General features: G+C 40.2%; 19 protein-coding genes. 3 read left to right on the top strand and 16 right to left on the bottom strand.

Annotation, left to right across the window (positions count from 1 at the left end; all coding sequences use genetic code 11):
- Nucleotides 1–70: 70 nt before the first annotated feature.
- From VF675_RS04670 to VF675_RS04660, 3 genes are all read right to left on the bottom strand, one after another.
- Nucleotides 71–952 (bottom strand): bile acid:sodium symporter family protein, encoded by an 882-nt coding sequence (locus tag VF675_RS04670; protein WP_004973133.1) that lies wholly within the window; start codon nt 950–952, stop codon nt 71–73.
- An 83-nt stretch (nt 953–1,035) separates the two neighbouring features.
- Nucleotides 1,036–1,947, bottom strand: coding sequence for a bile acid:sodium symporter family protein (locus VF675_RS04665; protein WP_004973134.1), 912 nt, complete (start codon nt 1,945–1,947; stop codon nt 1,036–1,038).
- 184 nt (nt 1,948–2,131) lie between these two features.
- Entirely contained in the window at nt 2,132–2,488 is a 357-nt protein-coding gene (locus tag VF675_RS04660) for a hypothetical protein (protein WP_440204850.1), read from the bottom strand.
- 242 nt (nt 2,489–2,730) lie between these two features.
- Here VF675_RS04660 and mnmG point away from each other — a divergent pair, with 242 nt between their 5' ends.
- A complete protein-coding gene (mnmG, locus tag VF675_RS04655) occupies nt 2,731–4,611 on the top strand; it encodes a tRNA uridine-5-carboxymethylaminomethyl(34) synthesis enzyme MnmG (protein ID WP_096900911.1) in 1,881 nt (626 codons plus the stop codon).
- A 340-nt stretch (nt 4,612–4,951) separates the two neighbouring features.
- On the opposite strand, the gene VF675_RS04650 is transcribed toward mnmG, so the two are convergent.
- Nucleotides 4,952–5,950, bottom strand: a complete 999-nt coding sequence (locus VF675_RS04650) for a helix-turn-helix transcriptional regulator (RefSeq protein ID WP_004973137.1) — start codon at nt 5,948–5,950, stop codon at nt 4,952–4,954.
- A 398-nt stretch (nt 5,951–6,348) separates the two neighbouring features.
- On the opposite strand from VF675_RS04650, the gene VF675_RS04645 reads away from it, so the two are divergent.
- Nucleotides 6,349–6,948, top strand: coding sequence for a hypothetical protein (locus VF675_RS04645; RefSeq protein ID WP_004973138.1), 600 nt, complete (start codon nt 6,349–6,351; stop codon nt 6,946–6,948).
- A gap of 167 nt (nt 6,949–7,115) precedes the next feature.
- On the opposite strand, the gene VF675_RS04640 is transcribed toward VF675_RS04645, so the two are convergent.
- The 5 genes from VF675_RS04640 to alr all read right to left on the bottom strand — a co-directional run bounded on the left by VF675_RS04640 (nt 7,116) and on the right by alr (nt 13,024).
- Nucleotides 7,116–8,294: an acetyl-CoA C-acetyltransferase gene (locus VF675_RS04640; protein ID WP_440204849.1), complete on the bottom strand. Its 1,179-nt coding sequence runs from the start codon at nt 8,292–8,294 to the stop codon at nt 7,116–7,118.
- An 82-nt stretch (nt 8,295–8,376) separates the two neighbouring features.
- Nucleotides 8,377–10,149 carry a class I poly(R)-hydroxyalkanoic acid synthase gene (locus VF675_RS04635; RefSeq protein WP_440204848.1) on the bottom strand — a complete coding sequence of 591 codons (1,773 nt, stop codon included), beginning with the start codon at nt 10,147–10,149 and terminating at the stop codon, nt 8,377–8,379.
- Nucleotides 10,150–10,274: 125 nt separating this feature from the next.
- On the bottom strand, nt 10,275–10,619 hold the full coding sequence (locus tag VF675_RS04630; protein ID WP_004973142.1) for a phasin family protein: 345 nt from the start codon (nt 10,617–10,619) through the stop codon (nt 10,275–10,277).
- Between the two features lie 51 nt (nt 10,620–10,670).
- Nucleotides 10,671–11,417, bottom strand: a complete 747-nt coding sequence (locus tag VF675_RS04625) for a beta-ketoacyl-ACP reductase (RefSeq protein WP_004973144.1) — start codon at nt 11,415–11,417, stop codon at nt 10,671–10,673.
- A 530-nt stretch (nt 11,418–11,947) separates the two neighbouring features.
- Nucleotides 11,948–13,024, bottom strand: a complete 1,077-nt coding sequence (alr, locus tag VF675_RS04620) for an alanine racemase (protein ID WP_004973145.1) — start codon at nt 13,022–13,024, stop codon at nt 11,948–11,950.
- A 466-nt stretch (nt 13,025–13,490) separates the two neighbouring features.
- On the opposite strand from alr, the gene VF675_RS04615 reads away from it, so the two are divergent.
- Complete coding sequence (locus VF675_RS04615) at nt 13,491–14,057, top strand: hypothetical protein (protein WP_440204860.1); 567 nt, start codon at nt 13,491–13,493, stop codon at nt 14,055–14,057.
- A 21-nt stretch (nt 14,058–14,078) separates the two neighbouring features.
- Here VF675_RS04615 and dnaB read toward each other — a convergent pair whose 3' ends face one another.
- The 7 genes from dnaB to cyoC form a co-directional block, all read right to left on the bottom strand.
- A complete protein-coding gene (gene dnaB, locus VF675_RS04610) occupies nt 14,079–15,524 on the bottom strand; it encodes a replicative DNA helicase (protein ID WP_004973149.1) in 1,446 nt (481 codons plus the stop codon).
- 233 nt (nt 15,525–15,757) lie between these two features.
- On the bottom strand, nt 15,758–16,204 hold the full coding sequence (gene rplI, locus VF675_RS04605) for a 50S ribosomal protein L9 (RefSeq protein ID WP_004973150.1): 447 nt from the start codon (nt 16,202–16,204) through the stop codon (nt 15,758–15,760).
- Between the two features lie 9 nt (nt 16,205–16,213).
- Complete coding sequence (rpsR, locus tag VF675_RS04600; RefSeq protein ID WP_004719336.1) at nt 16,214–16,441, bottom strand: 30S ribosomal protein S18; 228 nt, start codon at nt 16,439–16,441, stop codon at nt 16,214–16,216.
- A gap of 11 nt (nt 16,442–16,452) precedes the next feature.
- Nucleotides 16,453–16,842, bottom strand: a complete 390-nt coding sequence (rpsF, locus tag VF675_RS04595; RefSeq protein WP_004973153.1) for a 30S ribosomal protein S6 — start codon at nt 16,840–16,842, stop codon at nt 16,453–16,455.
- A gap of 354 nt (nt 16,843–17,196) precedes the next feature.
- Nucleotides 17,197–18,075, bottom strand: coding sequence for a heme o synthase (gene cyoE / locus VF675_RS04590; protein WP_225543328.1), 879 nt, complete (start codon nt 18,073–18,075; stop codon nt 17,197–17,199).
- 10 nt (nt 18,076–18,085) lie between these two features.
- A complete protein-coding gene (locus VF675_RS04585) occupies nt 18,086–18,412 on the bottom strand; it encodes a cytochrome o ubiquinol oxidase subunit IV (protein ID WP_004973158.1) in 327 nt (108 codons plus the stop codon).
- Nucleotides 18,412–19,029: a cytochrome o ubiquinol oxidase subunit III gene (gene cyoC, locus VF675_RS04580; RefSeq protein WP_004973159.1), complete on the bottom strand. Its 618-nt coding sequence runs from the start codon at nt 19,027–19,029 to the stop codon at nt 18,412–18,414. Before cyoC ends, VF675_RS04585 begins: the two co-directional genes overlap by 1 nt.
- Nucleotide 19,030: the final 1 nt, after the last annotated feature.

The raw sequence follows: 19,030 nt of genomic DNA, 5'->3' as shown, positions 1-19,030 counted from the left end.
TTGAACCATCATCGCTCAATCATCCCCAAAACAGTCAAATTGCTGGATTGGGGGTGATTGAGAGACTTGTTTAGGATGCAGATTGCTCCGATGCAGGTGTCGGCACAAATTTATTTAGTAATGTGCCTAAAATTGCGGCAAAAATATACATGAAAATAGAATAAACCGCAGCAGGCATGGCAATGGTTGAGCTTGACATAACGGTTAGGGCGATAGTCATTGCAAGGGTACTGTTGTGAATGCCAATTTCAAAGGCGCAGGCTCGGGCTTGTTGGCTATTTACGCCAAAGAAACGCGGGACAAAATAACCAATCAATAAACTGCAGGCACAGAACAGGGCAGTGGCAAGTCCTACATCTGCCAAATAAAGCATGATGTTGTTTCGCTCTTTGGCAATTGCGCCAATAATAATCACAATTAGAAAAACCACAGCAAAAATACGCACAGGTTTGTTTAAGCGGTCTGCCGTTTGAGGGCTAAAATGGCGTACTAACATCCCTAAAGTGACAGGGATAATAATAATTAAAAACACCTGCAATACTTTGGCAAATTGTAAGCCAACTTGTTGCCCATCCTGCATAAAATGTTGAATGGCAAAGTTGACAATCAGGGGCAAGGTAAATGCTGCAATCACGGAATTCACGGCAGTGAGGGTGATGTTTAGTGCAATATCACCTTTATATAAGTAGCTAAATAAGTTGGCTGTTGGCCCACCTGGAGATGCTGCTAGTAGCATGAGTCCGACTGCAAGCAGTGGTGGTAAATTCAGCAGTTTACAAATAAAGAATGCAATTGCTGTCAGGACGACCAATTGACAAAATAAAGCAATAAACACTGCTTTGGGGTGTTTGCTCACCCGTTTAAAGTCGTTAGGAGTGAGTTCTAAGCCAAGTCCAGCCATGACCACGGCCAAAGCCAGCGGCAAAAATATTGTGATTAATCCTGAATCCATAAACACTCCTTTGTTTTTACATCTACAATAATTTATTTGATATTTAACTGTTTGTTTAATATGTAGTTAATTTTGCTCACGTTTTAAATTGTATTTTTATTGTGGTTTAAACTCTGCTCCTGTTTGTGTTGATGGGCAAGTTTGGCCGATTGTCTAGCTAACATACTCCCTAAAATAAAGCTGAACATATACATAAAAATGGTGTAAATCGCAGAAGGAATGGCAATTTCAGTGCTTTGCAAAACCGATAGCGCAACGGTTAAAGAAACAGCAGTGTTATGAATGCCAATTTCAAAACAACAAGAGCGTGCTTGTTGATCAGGCACACCCGCCAAATACGGCACAAGATAACCAATAAGTAAACTTAAAAAGCAAAAAAGCGCTGTGGCGATACCAATCGCACTGAAATAGTCAAAGACATTGGCGCGTTCGCGGAAAAGCGCATAAAAGAATAAAGCGAAAATGAAATAAATGGACATCAAACGCATAGGTTTGCCCAACTGTAATGCAATTTGTGGCATCGCATTACGCACCGCCATTCCTACACATACAGGCACAATAATCAGTAAAAAAACCTGTGCCATTTTTTCAATAGGCATGCCAATTTGTTGTTGATCGGTCATAAAATATAGAAAAGACAAATTAACAATAAAAGGCAGGGTAAAGGTTGCCATCACAGAGTTCATTGCGGTTAGGGTAATATTTAGGGCAACGTCACCTTTATAGACATAGCTAAATAAGTTCGCAGTAGGCCCCCCTGGTGAGGCAGCAAGCAGCATTAAGCCAATTGCCAATAGCGGTGGCAATTCTAAAAATAAACAAATTGAAAATGCTAAAACAGGCAAAATGACCAATTGTGAAAAAAGCGTTAAAAAAATGACTTTAGGAAATTGATTGACCCGAATAAAGTCTTTAGGCGTGAGTTGTAAGCCTAAGCCCATCATCATCACAGCCAAGGTCAGTGGTAGAAAAAAGGTAAAAAAGCCTGAATCCATAGCACATCCTTTATTTTTTTCTTATGGGTATAATTTTCCCTCTCTTTGCAGTGTAATTGTTTTTTGAGCTTGTGCAATAAACAAAGCAGTCACTTCTTATAAATGACTGCTTTGGTGTTATTTTCATGCTTTCAGTTTGAATGAATACCCGATCTGTTCATGAAAATATAGATTAAGTGATTGATCACATTGCAGCAGGGCGTGGTGGCGTAAAGCCTAAGGCACATTTGCCTTTTAACTCAGTACCATTGACTGTAATGACGGTGCTTTGCGCATCTGCCATACAAGAACGGTATAATTCAGGCTCATTGCCTTGTAATTGCACTGCTTTAGATGAACTAAAGAATTGTGGTTCACAGGTACCATTCCAGATAATCCCACGATAAGCAAAGCTTACAGGTGCGCCCTGAGTTTTACCTTTACAGACTTGCTGGAATTTTTGCGCGTTATAGACGGTTTCTACTTTATCATTTGCCTGCACTGCAAATAGACTGAAAAATAAGCCACAAAGCATAGAGGACAGCAAAATTTTCTTATTCATGATGTTTCCCTTTGTTTCTCATATCTGTGTTATCAGGATAAAAAATAGACAAATTAAAACAACGGTGATCTGGTTAATTTTTAGGTCTAAATGTTTTTATGTACAGTAAAAATGCAAATTTGGATTACAAAATATTAATTTTGTAGCGCGGTTAAGCCAATAAAATCGACTGAATCTGTCAACTTATGCCACAAGTTTTGCTATAATATTCCGTCTTTATTTTTTATCTCTCATTGACCATTATGCACTATCCTAAAGTTTACGATGTCATTGTTATTGGTGGCGGTCACGCAGGCACCGAAGCGGCGCTTGCAGCAGCACGTATGGGTCGTCAAACCTTACTCTTAACTCATAACATTGAGACTTTAGGGCAGATGAGCTGTAACCCTGCAATTGGCGGGATTGGTAAGTCGCATTTGGTACGTGAGATTGATGCCTTAGGCGGTGCAATGGCATTGGCTGCCGATAAAAGCGGGATTCAATTCCGTATTTTAAACTCGCGTAAAGGTGCTGCTGTTCGTGCAACACGTGCGCAGGCAGACCGAGTTCGCTTTAAAGCTGCGATTCGCGCCACTTTAGAAAACCAAGCCAATTTAGATATTTTCCAACAAGCAGCCGATGACCTGATTGTAGAAGGCGATACTGTAAAAGGTGTAGTCACTCAAATGGGGATTCGTTTTGATGCGAAAACCGTGGTATTGACCACAGGTACATTCTTGGGTGGTGTGATTCACATCGGTTTAGAAAAATCGAGCGGTGGTCGTGCAGGCGATCCTCCATCAATTGCTTTGGCGGCACGTTTACGTGAATTAAATTTGCCTGTTGGGCGTTTAAAAACAGGTACGCCACCACGTATTGATGCACGCTCAGTCGATTTTTCGGTCATGATTCCGCAGCCAGGTGATTTCCCATCACCAACCATGTCATTCATGGGTGATGTGTCGATGCACCCTGAACAAGTGAACTGCTATATCACCCATACCAATGAACGTACTCACGAAATTATTCGTGGTGGTTTAGATCGTTCACCGATGTATACAGGTGTGATTGAAGGTGTTGGCCCACGTTACTGCCCATCGATTGAAGATAAAATTCACCGTTTTTCTGATAAAGACTCGCATCAGGTATTTTTGGAGCCTGAAGGTTTAGATACACATGAATTGTATCCAAACGGGATTTCAACCTCTTTACCGTTTGATGTGCAGTTCGAGTTAGTTCGTTCAATTCGTGGTATGGAAAATGCGCATATTTTGCGTCCAGGTTATGCGATTGAATATGATTACTTCAATCCACAAGCCTTGAAATTCACTTTGGAAACCAAAGCCATTAATAACTTGTATTTTGCAGGTCAAATTAATGGTACGACTGGCTATGAAGAAGCGGGTGCGCAAGGTGTGTTAGCTGGTTTGAATGCGGCACGTCGCGCTTGGGATCAGGAACAATGGACACCAAAACGTGACGAAGCTTATATTGGTGTATTGGTTGATGATTTGATCACGCTAGGTACCAAAGAACCGTACCGCATGTTTACCTCACGTGCGGAATACCGTTTGATGTTGCGTGAAGATAATGCCGATCAGCGTTTGACGCCAATTGGTCGTGAGCTTGGTTTGGTGGATGACACTCGTTGGGCAGCTTACTGTGAAAAAATGGAAGCAGTAGAACGTGAAACAGGGCGTTTACAACATTTGTGGGCTGCACCAAACAACCCAATGGGTAAAAAATTTGTTGAAATGACAGGTGCAGATTTATCCAAAGAATGTTCTGCGATTGATCTGTTAAAACGTCCAAATATCAGTTTTGCGCAAATCGCAGAATTAACGGGTTCAGACGTTTCTGCACAAGTGGGCGATCAAATTGAAATTGCAGTGAAATATGCAGGTTATATCAACCGTCAGCATGAAGATGTCGCACAATTAAAACGCTTGGAAGAAACCAAAATCCCTGCCGATTTTGATTATGATGCAGTGTCAGGTTTATCGCGTGAAATCACGCTAAAATTGAAGCATGTTTTGCCTGAAACTTTGGCACAAGCCAGTCGTATTCCAGGTGTGACACCTGCCGCAGTTCAATTGGTGATGATCACCATTCGTAAAAATGCACAGTCACGTAAATCTGCTTAAGGTTTGATGGATTGATGAAGAAGCCCACAATTTAAATTGCGGGCTTTTTTATGCGCCAAAGTAAATCAGATGCTAAGCAAAGAAGAAGTTGCGTATAAGAATAAATCTGATTTCGACTGCATATCTTATGATTTCACAGCTAGATCAGGAGCATTTAAAGTGACACTTATCAACATAGATAGGAGCAAAATATGACTTTAAAAAGCATTCGTTATAGTACAGCTGAACTGGCATGCCTACGTTGTATGATGCCGAGTCAATGTTAACTTTAACTTCAATCACAATAATTTGATTTAAAAGAGAACGATAATGCTATCGCCCCAATATATTTGGGGCTTTTTTATTCCTGAGTTTGATGCACCGCATTGGCAACTTCTACAGGTTCAATCTGAATTAGCTTTTTACCAAAACTACGCAACCACCAAACCAATTGTGAGGTAAACGGCACAGTGGCAGTCACCAACACATTACCATTTTCCAGTGTTTCCATAGTTTGATCTTTGCTTAATTGGCTTTCATCGAAGTATATGGCATCAGCTTTTTGCATGGTAAGTTTGAGCTGAATATTTTCAGTAGCTTTACTGAAATCGACTCTAAAACCTAATTCGCCAGATTCAATATAGGCATCAATATCAAAATTAACAGGATGCAAGGCGCGTGAATCTAAAACTTTGGCTGCTTTAAAACGATGCAGGGCAAAGGTTTGAATGTCGGTTTTGTCAAATCGAGTACAGATTAAATAAATCACCGCACCTTTTTGCACCAAAGCCAAAGGATTCAGCACATAAGTTTTTTCTTCGCCTGAATTGCTGCGTGATTGATAAATACATTCTAGTTGTTTGTCTTGGAGCAAGCCTTCATATATCGCCTGTTGTGCATTGCGGTCTACGACTGGTGGAATTAAAGGTTGTGTTGCAGGCACAATTCGCACACGATTAATCCATTGGCGGACATTGTTTTGGGTCGATAGACTGCGTCGTGCCAAATCAAACCATGGGTTCATTTCTTCAATCAAACTTGGCGGCAGCAGATGTTTTAAATGTTCCTCGACCATCATAAACGTTACCGCTTGAGAGCTGGTCATGTGCGGTAAACTTTGAATCGGTGCATCTGAACGCCAGCGCCAACCTTGTGGTACGGTACCATTACTTTCAATTGGAAAGCGCTGAGAAATTTGATTTAAGTCACGTTGAATCGTACGCAAACTAATGTCGATACCTTCACGTTGCAGGACATCGTGTAATTCACGTGTGCCCATCCATTTACCTGTAGAAAGGCGCGATAAAATTTGCCATTGGCGATATAAACTATTCGATGTTTCTTTTTCTTGTATAGACATATTCAATATTTACTAGGTCAATTCATACGGATGAAAACTTGTTCTTCCACACAATAAGAAAACTCGGAATGATTAGCAAGTTTTTTACTGAAAAAGGGCAAAATATAACCGCAGATTTTGCAGTAAATATCACAAAATTTGGACGGGCAAAGTTAATCAAATAATAGAAGTGAATCAGAAACTATGACCTCAAGCCATACTTGGATCAATTAGAAAAGCAAGATTGAATAGTTGTGTTTAAGTGAAAACCCGTCATTGTTTTGTATGGTAGATACAGGTTTATGTAAATAAAAGCGGTCTGAGTGGATGAGTGCTGTAGGTTAATTGGGCAAGGCGATTGAGGTGCTTTATCGCGATGAATTATCAACAGACCTTAGAGTTAGGAGGATGAAACAACCGTGAATTTATCTAGCAGTGATGCGCGAGAAATTTTTTGGTTAGCCCGTTATTTAACCCGTATTCAATATGTATGTCAGCAATTTCCATTTAAACAAAATGATGCTGCTTTGACTTATGCACATGCCTTTTGTTTGCCTGCATTTGATGCAGCTTCTTTAAATGAATTGATTTTAAACGAAGAACAGCCTGCTTCATTTGCGATGCAGTTTGAGCAAACACGGACAAAAATTCAAAACTTGGCACAGGTGTTTTCTAAAGCTACTTATGTTGAATTACAGCAATGTATTCAAAATGCGTGCGATAACGCGAGTTATATTTGTGATGTGGTACAAGACTGCGAAGCACTATTAGATGCAGAACCACAGCAGATATATTTATTTTTCCAATTGGGGCAAAAAATTGAACAATTAGACCGACAAATTCGGTTAAAACAATCGACTGAAAAGACTTTGTCGCAATTGGAAATGATTGTGCAATGCCTAAAAGATTTAGGTTGGACGTCGTTTGTAGACGCATGGCAACAGCTGAAACAGCAACCCGATACCATGCATTTTTATCACTTTAGTGATCATATTCAGCACTTACTTTCGGTGGATTAAGCAGAACTTGTCATGTCAAATTAATCGACAACAATATTATTTTAAGCTCTGTGTAGTTAAAAAAATAGTGGAAGCCGAAGCTCCCATTATGTCTTAACTTATTACTGGCTTTGAACAGCTATCAAATTCAATAGCTTTGACTCGTGCAGTACTTTCGGCTCGGTTACTTAGTCGCGTTCAACCGCAAGTGCAACACCCATACCACCGCCGACGCAAAGCGTTGCGATGCCTTTTTTTGCATCACGGCGTTGCATTTCGTGTAGTAACGTCACAAGGATACGGCAACCAGAAGCACCAATCGGGTGACCGAGGGCAATTGCACCGCCATTCACGTTTACTTTATCTAAGTCTAAGCCTAGTTCTTTGGCAACGCCTAAAGCCTGAGCGGCAAAGGCTTCGTTAGCTTCAATCAAATCAACTTGATCTAAGCTCCAGCCTGCTTTATTCAGGGTTTTCTTTACCGCTTCAACAGGGCCAAGACCCATAATTTCAGGCTCAATACCCGACATTGCATAGGCTTTAATACGTGCTAAAGGTTGTAGACCTAAGGCTGCAGCTTTGTCTGCACTCATCATCAACACTGCTGCTGCACCATCGTTAATACCAGAAGCATTGCCTGCGGTTACGCTGCCATCTTTTTTGAACGCAGGGCGTAATTTATTCAGGCTTTCAAGGGTAGTATTGGCTTTGATGTATTCATCTTCAGCAAATACAATTGGGTCGCCTTTACGCTGTAGAATGCTTACAGCCGCAATTTCATCTTTAAATTTACCAGCCGCTTGTGCTGCAGCCGCGCGTTGTTGTGAAGTCAGTGCCAATTGGTCTTGTTCTTCACGGTTTAAACCAAGTTTTTCTACAATATTTTCTGCAGTAATACCCATGTGATATTGGTTATAGGCATCGGTTAAACCATCAGCCACCATGCTGTCGATCAACTGGGCATTCCCCATTTTTTGACAGTTTCGCAATTGCATATAGTGTGCGCTTTGTGACATTGATTCTTGACCACCAGCAACCACAATTTCTGCTTCATCACACTGAATCGCTTGTGCAGCCAAATGTACGGCACGTAAACCTGAACCACACACCACGTTAAGCGTTGATGCAGGTACTTGCACAGGAATACCTGCAGCAATTGCGGCTTGGCGTGCAGGGTTTTGTCCTACACCTGTAGTGAGTACGTTGCCCATAATCACCTGATCGACTTGTTCAGGCTGTACTTTGGCACTGTCTAATACCGCACGAATTGCTGTTTGCCCCAATTGTGGTGCAGATAAAGAAGCGAGGCTACCTAAAAAGCTACCAATTGCAGTACGTTTTGCAGCAACAATGACAACATCTTTCATTTTATATCCTTAAATCTTATGTTCACGTTTCTGTGGATGCACATGATATATAGCATGTGCATTACTGATGTTATATGACTGATTAAAATAAATTTACCAAAACATAGCGACCTGGTGCTGCTTCTATTGTTGGATATTGTGCATTACCTAAGGCACGGGCAGGGAATTGTTGGCCTGCATACGGTGTAACCCAAGCCTGCCAGCGTAGCCACCAAGACTCAGGATGATACTCTGCACCATCTAGCCATTGCTTGGTATTTTCAAACTTGGCAGAGTTGGTATAGCAGCCGTATTTATTACGACTTGGCGGATTCACAATGCCTGCCACGTGTCCAGATTCACCAAGTACCAGTGTAGATTCACCGCCTAAGTAATCTGCACCACGGAAGCTTGTATCCCAAAGTGCGATATGATCTTCCTGCGTTGCAATAAAGAAGCTTGGTGTTTTGACACGAGAAAGGTTGAGTCCAACACCGTTTACTTTCACTGCGTTTGGTGAAATCAATTCATTATTCAAATACAAATTACGCAATAAGAAATTATGAATTTTGGCAGGAATATTGGTGCCGTCGCTGTTCCAATACAAAATATCGAAATCTGAAGGCTCTTTGCCTTTTAAATAGTTCTCGATGTAGTAGTTCCAGTACAGGGTATTTTCACGTAACAAACTGAACGTAACTGCCAATTGGCGACCATCAAAATAACCGAATTGATTATTTAAGGTTTCTAAACCATTAATCACAGGTTCATTAATAAATACGCCTAAGCTGCCTGGGTTTTCAAAGTCGATAATGGTTGCCATATACGTGGCAGATTTCACATGACTTTTCAGGCGTTTTGCCACGTAATAAGCCTGCGTTGCAGCAAGTAAAGTACCACCAATACAATAGCCGATACAGTTGGCTTCTTTTTCTCCTGTAATTTCTTCAATAACACGCAAAGCTTCAACCGCACCTGCGGTGATCAGATCAGCGAAAGTGAGTTCTTTTTGTTCAGCATTTGGGTTACGCCAAGACATTAAAAAGACCGTATGACCTTGCTGACGTAACCAGTTCACCAATGAGTTTTGTTCGCGTAAATCCAGCACATAATATTTATTAATAAATGGCGGCACGATTAGAATCGGGGTTTGATATACATTTTCTGTCGTTGCTTCATATTGCAACAACTGGAAAATTTCATTTTCAAAGACCACTGCGCCTGGTGTATAGGCTAAATCTTTACCCAAGCTAAAAGAGTCACTATTGACTATGCGAATAGATAAATATTTTCCGCTATTGACCACATCATCATGGAAAATTTGCATACCACGGACAAGGTTTTCGCCTTGTTCGGTAATGGTTTGCTGAATCACTTCAGGGTTAGTCCAAAGAAAATTGCTTGGTGATAAAGCATTAATCATTTGACGGGTAAAAAAGTGAATGCGGTAACGCACTTTGTCTGGAATGCCTTCTACGACATCCACCATATTTTGTACCAGTTGGCTAAACAGCAAATAAGACTGCGATAACAGGTCAAAATTGGGTTGTTCTTGCCATAATGGGCTGTTAAAACGACGATCACCACTTTCAGGTTGAATGAATGGTTCGATGTCTTTTGCCACACTGCGCATCATCACATTTTGGTAGATTTGCATTTGACCTTGCCACCAGCTCCATTGCATTTCCATCAAGCGTGCTGGATTTTTAGACAAAGCTTCAAAGAACATAGACATATCTTCTTTGTTGAGCTGTGTTAAGGCGTCATTAATAGGGCTTTGCCCATAATAAAATTCTTGTAGTTTTTTCCAGATATCATCGTGGCTAGAGAAAAATTGTAATATATTTTCTTTGAATTGAAATGAGTTCTGTTTCATTTCATCGCTCCATAGCACATGGCTTTTAGCAATCAAATTGAGTGCAAGGCTGAAACTAAAACGGGGAAATTTTCACACTTCCCCGTAACATTCGTCCTGATAACGCATGGTTTTCAGAGCAGTGTTTATTTATTATTTGGCATTGAATCGCTGACTAACTTTTCAAATTCTGCTTTGACTTCTGAAGTCAGTGTTGCTAATTTTTTGCCATCTTCAATCATTTGCTGACTGAGTTTGTTCATAGTTTCTAATTGCTTGGTGGTGCAGTTCACCATGCTTTGCATGTCTTTCACTTCGCTATTGGCAAACATTTGTGCTAAACCAATGTTGGCATAGTTGCGTGCTGCTTCTAATTGTAGGTTGGTTAAGTTAGCAAAATTTTTTGCAACTATACTGTTGAATTTGGTGTACGGTTCAAACACGTTTTTGTATTGAGCATTCATGTTTGAAAATAAGTCGCCGTATAGCATGGGTGTCACTCCAGTAAATAAACTTGTAGATTAAAATGAGGTGTTACACGCTTAGTGCATGTATAAGCCGCCGTTGATTGATAAGGTTTCGCCTGTTACGTATGCAGCATGATCACTCACTAAATACATAACTGCTGCCGCAATTTCGGTAGGGGCGGCAAGACGTTGCAGAGGAATTTGTGCTTCAATGCTTTTAATTACTTCTTCGCGCATGGCTGTGACCATCGGGGTTGCGGTATAACCTGGTGCAACGACGTTCACGCAGATATTTGAACGTGCGCCTTCTTGCGCCAAAGCTTTGCTAAAGCCGATGATGCCTGCCTTAGTTGCAGAGTAGTTGGCTTGACCAAATTGACCTTTTAAACCGTTCACCGAACTAATGTTCACAATGCGACCAGACTTTTGTTCTAACATTTTGTTAAATACAGGCTGAGTCACGGTAAAAAGTGTTTTTAAGTTGGTTTCAATCACTTCAGACCACTGCGTATAGCTCATTTTTTTGAAAGTTGCATCGCGGGTAATACCAGCATTGTTGACCAACACATCTACACGACCTTCAGCATCAATTGCTTCTTGAATGGCTGCTGTAGCCGCTTCATGCTCATTTAAGTTGGTTAAAACAAAGCGCACATCACTTTCTGTAAAGCCTTCGTCTTTAAGCCATTGCTTTTCGCGATCTTCTTCTCTTGGTACAACCGTTGCAATAATTTTATAGCCTGCTGTAACCAGTTGACGGCAAATCTCACTGCCAATACCACCTAATGCACCCGTCACTAAAGCTACTTTTTGTTCAGACATATTCTTTTCCTAAGCAGAATAAGGTTATAAAAATTAAGGAGTTTTTCCTCTTTATTCTTGTTTAGAAATTAAGCGTTTTATATTTCAAAGAGGCTGCAGTTTGATGATGCTTTGAAGTCAAAAGTAAACAAATATTGGTAATAGATTATTTTCTTATCATGTGGATGCTTTTATAAATGGCTTAAATAGTCGTGAAGTCATTGATTCATCGTAGCGCGCAGCACAAACTTCTGAGAACTGGTGAAATGTGATTAATCCATGAATTTGAAGCGATGTGGCAGTTTAAAGACAGTGCGCGAGCATATTGTTTTTTCTTGAGATTTTGAGTGTGATTTTCAGCTAAATATTTGGATGACTGTAAAGCGCTAAATGCAAATGTGGGTGACCACAAATTTTTATCAATATGAATGGAAATAAAGTGAATTTAAGAAAATAAAAAGCGAAAAGAAAAATATAAGAAAGAAAAAGAGAATGGCTTAGACGATTGCATGCAGCAAAACTGCTACATGCAACAGATCGAAAAAAGAAAGTTAAATGCTGGTTGCCTTGCGCTGTGGGCGAGGGCTTAAACGACACAACAACTCATAGCCAATCGTACCATTGGCTGTGGCAACATCATCCACCAAACGGTGTTTGCCCCATAGTTCAACTTGTGTGCCTAATTCAACGTCTAAACCTGTGACATCAATGGCAATCATATCCATAGACACACGACCAAGCACAGGCGTTAATTTTGCACCAATCGCAACAAAATTTGGCTGAACAAATGTACGTGGATAACCATCGCCATAGCCAATTGAAACAATCGCAATTTGCATGGCTTGTTCTGCAGTAAAGGTTGAACCGTAGCCGACGTGTTCGCCTGCATCAATTTCATTTAGTGCGATCACTTCTGCGCTTAAAGTCATCACAGGCTTTAAGTCGAGTGTATGAACATTATGTGCGGCAAAAGGCGTTGCACCGTAAAGCATAATGCCTGGGCGTACATAATCAAAATGCAATTCGGGATAACGATAGATTGCAGCAGAGTTGCAGCAAGAAGCAAGAATAGGGCTGCAATTGTCTTTGACATGCAAAAATTGTGCGACTTGTTGATCATTCAAAGCATGGTCGCCATCGGCATTGGCAAAATGCATGGTCAACACACAGGTAAAACCTTCGGCTTTGAGCATGTGAATCACATCAATAATTTCAGGAATTTTAAAACCTAAACGATTCATGCCGCTGTTGAGTTTGACCCAGACTTTTAAGCCTTGTGCGATATAATCAGCTTTATGTTGTAGTAGCCAATCGAGCTGTGCTTGATGATGCACTACACATTCCAATTTGTGTGCCAACACACTTTGCATTTCATCGGCAGAAAAAACACCTTCAATCAGGGTGATGGGCTGCGTATATCCCAATTCACGAATTTCTAAGGCTTCTTCAACGCAAGCGACACCAAAGGCATCGCTGTCTTTTAAAGCTGCTAAGCAGTCTTTTACACCATGTCCGTAAGCATTGGCCTTGACCATGCTAACAATTTTTGCTGTTGGGGCAAGTTGTTTGACACGGTTTAAATTATATTGCAGTGCCTGACTGTCAATATAAACTGTTGCTTGGCGCACCCTAAATACTCCTTGGGAATGACAATTGGTAATTTGTGTTAGATACACTGTGGAGTGATAAATAAATACTAAAAATAGTTCTATTTAAAAATATTCACTATTGTAGACCTATCAACCTCAAATAGACATGAACATTTAAGTTTTTGATCATAAATTAATTTAAGATCGAAAAATCTATTAGGTTATTGATTGCAAATAATTTGTAAAAGTTTCAGACTTTATTTTTCATATAAAACTATACGTTCTAAAAGCTATTATGGTGTTAGATGCTCTCACTCAGGAAATTCTAAACTGTACGAGTTATGGCAAGATTCAGATGATTGTGGAGAGTGGGTTTGTAATTTAAATGAACTCAAAGAGAGATTAAACAATGCATTTTAAACTTGGATATGTTGAATAAATAATGAAAATATTTTGTTATCTGGGATGGAGTACTTTATTTTTTTGTCAGTCAGTTATGGCTTGTATGCCACATTCACCCAATGACGTTTTTATTGCCCGTTACCAAGGTTCACTGGCAGTACAGGAGAGTTCAGACTTCATTTTTGAACTCAGTTCAGGTCAATTTATTTTTCGCTCAATACTAGATGAGGTTAAATATAAAAAGCCTACTCAATGGTACAGTGGATTTTCAGGTAAAAGTACAGCTAAAAACCAATTAATTATTGGTTTAGCTTATGCACTAGATGGTGCTAAACCCCAGCAATATCAAGTAGTTTCATTTGCAACATTAAACTGTAAGAATGACCAGCTTGTTTTATCTAAACCGATTGTCCCATTTTTAGCTTGGAATAAGCAGACCTCAAATTGTTCTACAGTCGATAGATCAGAGGTTGGGATTTTAGATGGTTTTATAGACTATGATCAGACACATTATTTGGCGCAACTTCAACAACAATATCCAACATGTGAACAACTCAATAAAGCATTTCCATCATTTGAAATGGAAGACAATAGTCAAAATTTAAATTTAGTCTCAAGTTGGAAACTATGGTGGGCAAAGTTAATAAGTCAGATTAAATTATGGTTTTAATAAAAAAGAGTAATGCAAGCATTACTCTTCATCATCATACTGAGCATAATACTCAGGAGATAAGTTACTAAAACGCGTGTATTGTCCTTCAAAGGCAAGACGTACCGTACCAATTGGGCCGTTACGCTGTTTACCAATAATAATTTCGGCAGTGCCAGCTTCTTTAGATTCTTTATTATAAACTTCGTCGCGGTAAATAAACATGATTAAGTCAGCATCCTGCTCAATCGCACCAGATTCACGCAAGTCTGACATTACAGGGCGTTTATTAGGTCGGTTCTCTAAGGAACGGTTCAGCTGCGACAAAGCAATCACAGGGCAGTTCATCTCTTTGGCTAAGGCTTTTAAACTACGTGAAATTTCTGAAATCTCGCCGACACGGTTATCGCCCATGCCTGGGACTTTCATTAACTGCAAGTAATCGACCATGATGCAGCCAATTTTACCGCCATGTTGTTTGGCAATGCGTCGTGCACGTGCACGTACTTCCGTAGGTGGTAGGGCAGATGAGTCATCAATATACAAATGCTTTTCTTGCAGTTGTAAAATCGTGCCTGTGACTTTTGACCATTCATCGCCACTGAGTTTGCCTGAACGTAAATTCCCCTGATGCACTTTGCCGTAAGCAGAAATCAAACGCATTGCAATTGAGTCTGCAGGCATTTCCATAGAGTAGACAAGGGCAGGCAAGTCATTGTTAAACAGAACACTTTCGACCAAATTCATGGCAAACGTGGTTTTACCCATAGATGGACGCGCAGCGACAATAATCAAATCACCCGCTTGCATGCCTGAGGTTTTATTATCTAACTCTACAAAGCCTGTGGTTAAACCTGTGATGTTACCTTCCATTTTAGAAAGTTCGTCAAGCTTGTCGAATACGTCGGCAACGACGCTCGATATGGCTTTTGGGCCTTGTGCTTTTGCATTGTTATTGTGTTGTTCGGCAATTTGGAAAATATTAGTTTCAGCCAAGTCTAAAATTTCACTCACGCTACGACCTTTGGTGTCATAGGCATTTTGTAAAATTTCAGAACTGACTTTAATCATGTTTCTGAGGGTCGAGAATTCTTTAATTTTCGTGGCATAGGTTTCTAGGTTATAAAAACTAGAAGGTGAGTCCGCCATGAGCTGCATTAAATACTCTTCACCGCCCGCAGCTTCAAGCAAATTTTGTTTAATCAGCCAGTCATTCACCAATACGGCATCATAAGGTGAGTTTTCCTTAGATAAAGAATCAATAGCACGGAAAATATATTTGTGGCGTGTCGCGTAAAAATCAGATTCTTGTAATACATCACCCACTTGTTCAAAAGATTCGGCCACAGTCATCAACGCAGCCAAAACAGCTTGTTCAATGGCTAAGTTATGCGGTGGGGTACGAAACTCTTTAAGCGGGCTGTTCTCATTTGGTTTTAGATCAGACTTTGCAGTATGTTGCTTTGCGCTAGCAGTCGCCTGTGACATATAAATCCCTGATTTTTAAAACAGTAAATGCTGAATAATGCACGGGGGATAGAATTTGAAACTCATATTCTTTCCACTTCCCGATGATACGCCCTCTAGAAAAAAAAGCGAGTAGATTTTGGCGAAGGAGAAGTCAAAGCGTGCAGGACTGTTTAGGAAATTTGTATAATTTGCATATTATAAAGATAAAAAAAGAGCATGCGATTAGGCATGCTCTTTCTTTTTGCAGAAAATTACTCAGATACGATAGTAACGAGAACTTCAGCAACAACATCATGGTGCAATTGGATTGCGATGTTGAATTCACCAGTGTGACGAAGCGCACCGTTTGGTAAACGAACTTCTGCACGGTCAACTTCAAGACCAGCATTCGTTAACGCGTCAGCGATGTCACGAGTACCGATAGAACCGAAAAGTTTACCTTCATCACCAGCTTTAGCGGTGATTACGATGTTAACTTCGTTCAATTGGTCAGCACGTGCTTGAGCAGCAGCTAAAATTTCAGCTTCTTGCTTCTCAAGTTCAGCACGACGAGCTTCAAATGCAGCAGTGTTTGCTTCAGTTGCAGCAACTGCTTTACCTTGAGGGATCAAGTAGTTACGGCCGTAACCAGCTTTAACTGAAACTTTATCGCCTAATTTACCAAGGTTCTTAATGCGTTGTAATAAGATAATATCCACAGCTCAACCTCACTTATGATTGTCAGTGTAAGGGATCAACGCTAAGTAGCGAGCTTGTTTAATAGCAAGCGCTAATTGACGTTGGTAACGAGCTTTAGTACCTGTAATACGGCTAGGAACAATCTTGCCATTTTCAGTGATGTACTGTTTTAGTGTATCGATATCTTTGTAGTCGATGTACGTAACGTTCTCAGCTGTAAAGCGGCAGAACTTGCGACGACGGTAAAAACGTGCCATTGATGTTCTCCTTAAGCTTCAGCAGAGTCTTGGTTAGCGTGTTGTGCTTCTTCACGTTGAGCTTTACGCGCACGTTTTTCTTCAGCACTCTTAGCCAATAATGACTCTTCAGTGATAGCGTTTTCACGACGGATGATCAAGCTACGAAGGATCGCGTCGTTATAACGGAACAATTCTTCTAACTCGTCAAGCGTAGTTTGACCACATTCAACGTTCATAAGAATGTAGTGCGCTTTGTGAATTTTGTTAATTGGGTAAGCCAATTGACGACGGCCCCAATCTTCTAAACGGTGAATTTGACCTTCAGCTTCTTTGATGTGAGTTAGGTAACGTTCTACCATACCCACAACTTGATCGCTTTGGTCTGGGTGTACCAAAAGTACGATTTCGTAGTGACGCATTGTCAGCTCCTTACGGTTTATGCAGCCCCTGACTAAATTGAGCCAGAAGCAAGGAGTCACAACCGAAGTTGTGTCGCAAAATTGCGAAGCGTGAATTTTAGAGCTTTTACCAAGTAAATTCAAGGCTTGGTCTAAGAAAAGATCGGCTTGGGTAAAAAGGGAATGTAATATTTTGCATCTATGATTGGAATTTAAATTTTATGCTTTGTATTTGTATGTCACTAACTTTTAGAGTGTTTAATGCAAAAATTATTAAGGACGAATAATTCAAAGACAGATAAATTGTTATTATTTAAATATTGAAGTGTGGAGAGGGTAGGCACTCCATTAAAAGATAGAGCTAAACTCTATCTTTTAAAAAAGTATGATTTGCGTGCTTGGTGCGGTTGCTGTAAAGCTAAAACATAAACTCACAACAGTAATTAAAATAACCGAAAATAGGAAAAAGCGTTTTGCCCATAATTGATCATTTACTGCTTTGAAGCCAATGACGCCAATATAGAACCAATAAATACAAAGTGCATTCAAAATAACCAGATATAGCCAGTTTGCATAACCAAATACAAACAGTCCATTCATGGCAACGGTAAATAACACCACATAAATTAGTGATTCAATTTTCGTTCGTAAAATTGAACGAGCAACTGGCAAAATTGGAATCCCCGCATTTTTGTAATCATCAAAACGGTAAATTGCAATCGCCCAAGAGTGGGGCATTTGCCAAAGTGCATAACCTAAAAAGATAAGTAGTGCAGCTAAGTCAAATTGATTTGCAACAGCGGTATAACCAATGACAGGTGGGCTTGCGCCTGAAATACTGCCAATAATGGTTTGATGAATTGTTGTGCGTTTGGTCCATAGACTGTAAAAGCCGACATAAACCACGAAACCAATCAGTGCAAAAAGAAAAGCGTATGCGTTAACTCCAAACCATAAAATGCTAAAACCAATTATGCCCAATACCACTGAATAAATCAGCGCAATAGGAACAGAAACAGTTTTTTTCACTAAAGCACGGTTTTGTGTGCGTTGCATTTTTTGGTCGATGTCTTGGTCAATAATATTGTTGACCACACATCCTGAGGCGACAACAAGCGTTGTACCAAGCAGAGTAAGCAGTAGGAGAAGGAAATCTACAGAACCTTGGGCAGCTACAAAGTAGCCACCCAAAGTGGTAATAAAATTACCAAAGAGAATTCCTGGCTTTGTCAGGAATAAATACTTTTTCAGCATGACAACCAGTTTAGATCATCATGTTGTAGTGTAGGTAGTTCATGATCCATACAGAACCAACCAAAAGGATGGCAATGGTCAGAATGGTATACACGAATGCAATCACGTTCCAACGTTGCTCTGAAGAAGAATTCATATGCAAGAAATAAATTAATTGAATAAGAATCTGAGCAACTGCTGTAATCGAAATAACAGTAATCAAAATACCACGGCCAAAACCACCTGCCATAACCATACCAAAAGGAATAATGGTAAGGATAACAGAAAGGATAAAGCCAATCGTATATTGCTTAGTGTTACCGTGTGATGCACCAGCAGAGTTGTGATCGTGACTCATTAGAGAACTCCCATCAAGTAAACTACGCTGAATACACAGATCCAAACGATGTCAAGGAAGTGCCAGAACAAGCTTAGGCAAGCTAAACGACGCATGTTCGGAATAGTCAAACCATATTTCTTGATTTGAACCATTAACACGATCATCCAAACTAAACCTGAAGTTACGTGAATACCGTGCGTACCAACCAAAGTAAAGAACGCAGATAAGAACGCACTCGCACTTGGACCATGTCCAGCGTGAACTAAATGGTTGAACTCATAAAGTTCCATACCAATAAAGATCGCACCGAAAACCCAAGTCACGCCTAACCAAGTTAGAACTTTAGCAACATCTTTCTTGTAAGCAGCTAAAACGGCAAAACCGAAAGTTACAGAAGAAATCAACAGGGCAAAAGTTTCTGTTAAAACGAAGCCTAATGACTCGCCAAACAAATCTTTAGCTGTTGGAGTGCCTACTGGAACGTGGCTACTTAATACAGCGAACGCGATGAAAAGTGTACCAAAAATTACAAGGTCACTCATCAAGTAGGTCCAGAAACCAAAGACGGTGATGTCTGTATCATCGTGGTGATGATCATCATGTCCGTGGTTGTCGTGATGAAGTACTTCAGCCATG

Source organism: Acinetobacter sp. Lyrl_1, assembly GCF_051948795.1.
In the GTDB taxonomy this organism is placed as follows: Bacteria; Pseudomonadota; Gammaproteobacteria; order Pseudomonadales; family Moraxellaceae; genus Acinetobacter; species Acinetobacter towneri.
This window is presented reverse-complemented; position numbering and strand designations above follow the sequence as displayed.